Annotated in this window: 3 protein-coding genes and 2 pseudogenes; 4 read left to right on the forward strand and 1 reads right to left on the reverse strand. The window is 66.2% G+C overall.

Going from position 1 to position 5,321, the window contains the following annotated elements:
- The 4 genes and pseudogenes from G3N97_RS36255 to G3N97_RS36270 form a co-directional block, all read left to right on the forward strand.
- Positions 1-1,303, forward strand: a 1,303-nt coding sequence (locus G3N97_RS36255) for an ammonium transporter (RefSeq protein ID WP_277397872.1), incomplete at its 5' end; no start/stop codon positions are given.
- 464 nt (positions 1,304-1,767) lie between these two features.
- Positions 1,768-3,057 (forward strand): glutamate--cysteine ligase, encoded by a 1,290-nt coding sequence (gene gshA, locus G3N97_RS36260; RefSeq protein ID WP_065062103.1) that lies wholly within the window; start codon positions 1,768-1,770, stop codon positions 3,055-3,057.
- Positions 3,058-3,160: 103 nt separating this feature from the next.
- A complete protein-coding gene (gene gshB / locus G3N97_RS36265; RefSeq protein WP_205997613.1) occupies positions 3,161-4,114 on the forward strand; it encodes a glutathione synthase in 954 nt (317 codons plus the stop codon).
- Between the two features lie 360 nt (positions 4,115-4,474).
- Positions 4,475-4,867, forward strand: a pseudogene (locus tag G3N97_RS36270) (PTS sugar transporter subunit IIB); the annotation flags it as partial.
- Positions 4,868-5,035: 168 nt separating this feature from the next.
- Here G3N97_RS36270 and G3N97_RS39835 read toward each other — a convergent pair.
- Positions 5,036-5,263: pseudogene (locus G3N97_RS39835) on the reverse strand (TolC family protein); the annotation flags it as partial.
- Between the last annotated feature and the right edge of the window lie 58 nt (positions 5,264-5,321).

Here is a 5,321-nt window from a genome sequence, read left to right on the forward strand (position 1 = left end):
CGCCGCCGCAAGCGCGCCTGCCGCGGCTTCGGCCGCCGACGCGGCACCCGCCGCACCGACCGCGCCGTTCTCGGTCGATTCGTCGAAGATCAACTCGGGCGACACCGCCTGGATGCTGACCTCCACGGCGCTCGTGCTGTTCATGACGATCCCGGGTCTCGCGCTGTTCTACGGCGGCATGGTCCGCAAGAAGAACGTGCTCGCGACGCTCATGCAGAGCTTCGCCATCACCTGCGTCGTCACGGTGATCTGGACGGTGATCGGTTACTCGCTGGCGTTCACGCCGGGCAACTCGTTCATCGGCGGCTTCTCGCGCGTGTTCCTTGAAGGCATGAACTACATCAAGGGCGACAAGGCGACGACGCTGACGGTCAGCCACCTCGCGCCGACCATCCCGGAAACCGTGTACTTCGTGTTCCAGATGACGTTTGCGATCATCACCCCGGCGCTCATCACCGGTGCGTTCGCGGACCGCATGAAGTTCTCGGCGATGCTGGTGTTCATGTCGCTCTGGTCGATCATCGTCTACGCGCCGATCGCGCACATGGTCTGGGAACCGACCGGCTGGCTCGCCAGCGCCGGCATCCTCGACTTCGCAGGCGGCACGGTGGTGCACATCAACGCCGGTGTGGCCGGTCTCGTGTGCTGCCTCGTGCTCGGCAAGCGTGTCGGTTATGGCCGCGAAGTGATGGCGCCGCACAACCTCGTGCTCACGCTGATGGGCGCGGCCATGCTGTGGGTGGGCTGGTTCGGCTTCAACGCGGGTTCGGCAGTGGCGGCTGACGGCCGTGCCGGTTTCGCGATGCTCACGACGCAGATCGCCACGGCATGCGCGGCGCTCGGCTGGATGTTCGCGGAGTGGATCGCCAAGGGCAAGCCTTCGGTGCTCGGCATCGCTTCGGGCGCAGTGGCCGGTCTGGTCGCGGTGACGCCGGCTTCGGGCTTCGTCGGCGTGATGGGTTCGATCGTGATCGGCGTGGTGGCAGGCGTGGTCTGCTTCTGGTCGGCGACGTGGCTCAAGCACAAGTTCGGCTATGACGACTCGCTCGACGCATTCGGCGTGCACGGCATCGGCGGCATCATCGGCGCCATCCTGACCGGCGTGTTCGCGGTCAAGGACATCGGCGGCGCCGACGGCAGCGTGATCCTGCAGATCAAGGGCGTCGCGACGACCCTGATCTACAGCGGCGTGGTCAGCTTCGTCCTGCTGAAGGTCATCGACATGGTGATGGGCCTGCGCGTCACGGAAGAAGAAGAGCGCGAAGGTCTCGACGTCATCCTGCACGGCGAGCGTGTGGAATAACGTTCGATCCATGTTTCGATGCATGGTTTGAGGTTGTAGGGCAGTACAGGTAGTACTGGAGCACAGCGACTTGGGCCCGTCTTCATGGCGGGCCCTTTCTTTTTTGCGGGCGCGGAGCTTGCGGTCGCGCGCCGTGGGGCGGGAATAAAGCCGCGCCGCGCGCGTTCGCTACGTAGAGGCGTATTGCGGGGTGAATGCGTGGAAATGCGGTGAAATTGCGTCGAAAGTGTCCCTTCATTTCGTGGGACTCCATTGCGCGCGACGCCGCACGCGGTCCAGAATGGATATCCACCAGGGATGCAGGGATGGCCGGCAAGTCGCCGGGTGACGCGCGATCCGCGAGCAAGCCGCGAGTAACCCTATAAGGTGTAAGGGGAAAGCGTCTTGCATCCGGCGCAATCGTCCCCAGATAGACCACCGGTTTCCCTACAATCCAATAAGCTTTCGTCCGCGAGTAATCCCATATGGTCCCGCATCTGGTCACGGCGTTGAATGGCCCGCTCCTCGAACTGGAGCAGCGCATCCTCGACGCGACGCCGGCCATCGAGCGCTGGTTCCGCCTCGAATGGCAGGAGCACACGCCGCCGTTCTACTGTTCGGTGGATCTGCGCAACGCCGGCTTCAAGCTCGCGCCGGTCGACACCAATCTGTTTCCGGGCGCCTTCAACTGCCTGCCGCAGGAAGTGCTGCCGCTCGCCGTGCAGGCCGCCATGGCCGCCATCGAGAAGATCTGCCCGGACGCCAAGAATCTGCTCGTGATTCCCGAGCAGCACACGCGCAACGCGTTCTATCTGGAGAACGTCGCGCGGCTCGCCACGATCATGCGTCAGGCGGGCCTGAACGTGCGTTTCGGCACGCTCGACGAAACCATCGCCGGGCCGGTCACGATCTCGCTGGCGGACGGCCAGAAGATCGTGCTGGAGCCGCTCGAACGCTCGCAGCGCCGTCTCGGCCTGAAGAACTTCGACCCGTGCTCGATTCTTCTGAACAACGATCTGTCCGGCGGCATTCCGCCCGTGCTGGAGAACCTGCACGAGCAATATCTGCTGCCGCCGCTGCACGCGGGCTGGGCGGTGCGCCGCAAATCGACGCACTTCTCCTGCTACGACGACGTGGCGAAGAAGTTTGCGAAGATGGTGGGCGTCGATCCGTGGATGATCAATCCGTACTTCGCGCACGTGGAAGGCGTCGACTTCGAGGCGCGCACGGGCGAGGAGCAACTGGCTACCGCGATCGACGCGGTGCTCAAGAAGATCGCGAAGAAGTACCGCGAGTACGGCATCACCGAAAAGCCCTACGTGGTGATCAAGTCCGACGCGGGCACCGACGGCCGCGGCGTGATGACGGTGCACGACGCTTCGGAGGTCGCCGCGCTCACCAAGCGCGAACGTGCGAAGATGTCGGCCACGAAGGACGGGCTCGAGGTGCACGACGTGATCGTGCAGGAAGGCGTCTACACCTTCGAGCACATCGGCGACGAAGTGGCCGAGCCGGTCGTCTACATGATCGACCGCTACGTGGTGGGCGGTTTCTACCGCGCGCACGGCAGCCGCGAGCGCGACCAGAACCTGAACGCGCCGGGCATGCACTTCGTGCCGCTGGGCTTCGAGCACACGGCGCTGCCCGACACGCGCGCGAAGCCGGGCGCGGCGCCGCCGAACCGCTTTTACATGTACGGCGTGGTTGCGCGCCTCGGATTGCTGGCGGCATCGGTGGAGCTGGAAAAGACCGATCCGGAAGCCATCCAGGTCTGACGATAGCGGCGCTCACCCGCGCCCGACACGACCGATAACACGACGCTGCGCCCGCCCTGTGCGGGCGCAGCCGTCATAACAGCACGGATACAGCAGGGACGACATGGACATTCTCTTCATCGCCGATCCGCTCGAGCGGTTCAAGATCTACAAGGATTCGACCTACGCGATGATGGCCGAGGCCGCGAAGCGCGGTCACACGCTCTACGCGTGCGAGCCGCAGCAGCTCGCCTGGGTGAACGGGCGCGTGGAAGCCGACGTGCGGCGCGTCGAGATCGTCGGCGATACGGCGGACCTGCATCGCGCGCCGTGGTTCACGGCCACGGACGCCACGCGCGCGCTCACGGAGTTCGGCGCGGTGCTGATGCGCAAGGATCCGCCGTTCGACATGGAGTACGTCACGTCGACGTGGCTGCTGGAAATGGCCGAGCGCGCGGGCGCGAAGATCTTCAACAAGCCGCAGGCGATCCGCGATCACTCGGAAAAGCTCGCGATCGGCGAATTTGCGCAGTTCGTCGCGCCCACGCTGGTGACGCGCGACGCCGCGCGCCTGCGCAAATTCCACGACGAACATCAGGACGTGATCCTCAAGCCGCTCGACGGCATGGGCGGCATGGGCGTGTTCCGCGTGAAGGCCGACGGCATGAACCTCGGCTCGATCATCGAGATGCTGAGCGAGGACGGCCGCCGCAGCGTGATGGCGCAGAAGTTCATCCCCGAAATCAAGGACGGCGACAAGCGCATCCTGCTGATCGGCGGCGAACCGGTGCCTTACTCGCTCGCGCGCATTCCGCAGGGCAACGAGGTGCGCGGCAATCTCGCCGCGGGCGGTCTGGGCCGCGCGCAGCCGCTTACGGCGCACGACATGGAGATCGCCAAAGCGCTCGGGCCGACGCTGGCCGCGCGCGGGCTGCTGCTCGTGGGGCTCGATGCGATCGGCGACTGGCTCACGGAAGTGAACGTCACGAGTCCGACGTGTTTCCGCGAGATCATGGAACAGACCGGTTTCGACGTGGCCGCGATGTTCATCGACGCGCTGGAGCGCGCGGCGGCCTGAGTCAGCGCGCTTTGACGGCTCGTTGACGCGTTTCGAGGGGTTGCTCGAACGCGACGACGCGGCGCTTGATTCCCGGCGCCGCGCCGGCATCTGACAGATGAGGGCGCGTGCGGCGCTGCTGCAGGGCACAAAAACTGCGCAGACCCGATTGTGAGGTCGAGGCTCGTGGAATGAAAAACGCGAGCAAAACCGCATGGTCTGCGCGAAAATGACCCTGCTACAATGCCGCGAGTTCGTATCCGGACCGCGCGTGTTGCATCGCCAGAAGCGCGCCCGAGCACGTTCCGACCCTGATGGCCCACGGCTGGCCACCGGTCGGCGCCAGCATCATCCGAAGCCGTTTATTGCAGTCAAGCTGACATGGCAGGGATTCTCATCATCGCCCACGCACCGCTCGCCACCGCGCTGCGCGAGTGCATTGCCCATATTTACGGCGGTTGTCCGGCGCGCATCGGCGCGCTCGACGTGTTGCCCGACAGCGATCCCGCCGAGGTGGTCGCCCAGGCCAACGCCGAAATCGAGCGTTTGCGCGAGGAAAACGGCGCGCTCGTGCTCACCGACATGTTCGGCGCCACGCCGTCGAACATCGCCGCGCGTCTCGCCACGGTGCCGCAGGTGCGCGTGCTGGCGGGCGTGAATCTGCCGATGCTGGTGCGCGCGGTCTGTTACCGCGCGACGCCGCTCGACACGCTCGTCGAAAAGGCGCTGGCGGGCGCGAGCAAAGGCGTGCAGCCGATCGGCCCGAGTACGCCGCAACCCGTCAACGACTGCGGCTGCGCGCCCACGCCGTGCGCGGAAGCGGCCTCCGACGCGGTCGCGGGCATGGCCTCGAAGCCCGTCGGCGCGAGCGTGCTCGGCGCGCGCTGTCTGCAACGCATCGCGTTCGCGCCACGCCGCGCCGTAACGCGCGAGCGCCTGCTCGGTTTCCTGCAAGGCGCGCAACACGCTCGCATCGAACGCGGCGCGCGCGCCGGTGTCATCGGCACGCGCCGCGCCCAGTTCGGCACGGCTCGCCGCGAGATTCGGAAAGCGCCAGCTAATCAACGGGCCGATACCCCACGCCACCGCGTAACGATCGCCGATCGACGCGGGATTGCCCGTCGTCGACAGCCAGTTCCCCGAGCCGCCCAGCACGATGGCCGGATACAGCGACGCCTGCGCCGCGCCGACGCGCGCATGCGCCGCCGCGAGCTTGCGCTCGGCCTCG

It is taken from the genome of Paraburkholderia sp. Ac-20347 (assembly GCF_017104805.1).
Taxonomy (GTDB): Bacteria; Pseudomonadota; Gammaproteobacteria; order Burkholderiales; family Burkholderiaceae; genus Paraburkholderia; species Paraburkholderia tropica.

What these genes read in the sequence shown, in the direction of transcription:
- gshA (WP_065062103.1), top strand. Translation starts at nt 1,768, where the DNA reads ATGGTCCCGCATCTGGTCACGGCGTTGAATGGCCCGCTCCTCGAACTG.
- gshB (WP_205997613.1), top strand. Translation starts at nt 3,161, where the DNA reads ATGGACATTCTCTTCATCGCCGATCCGCTCGAGCGGTTCAAGATCTAC.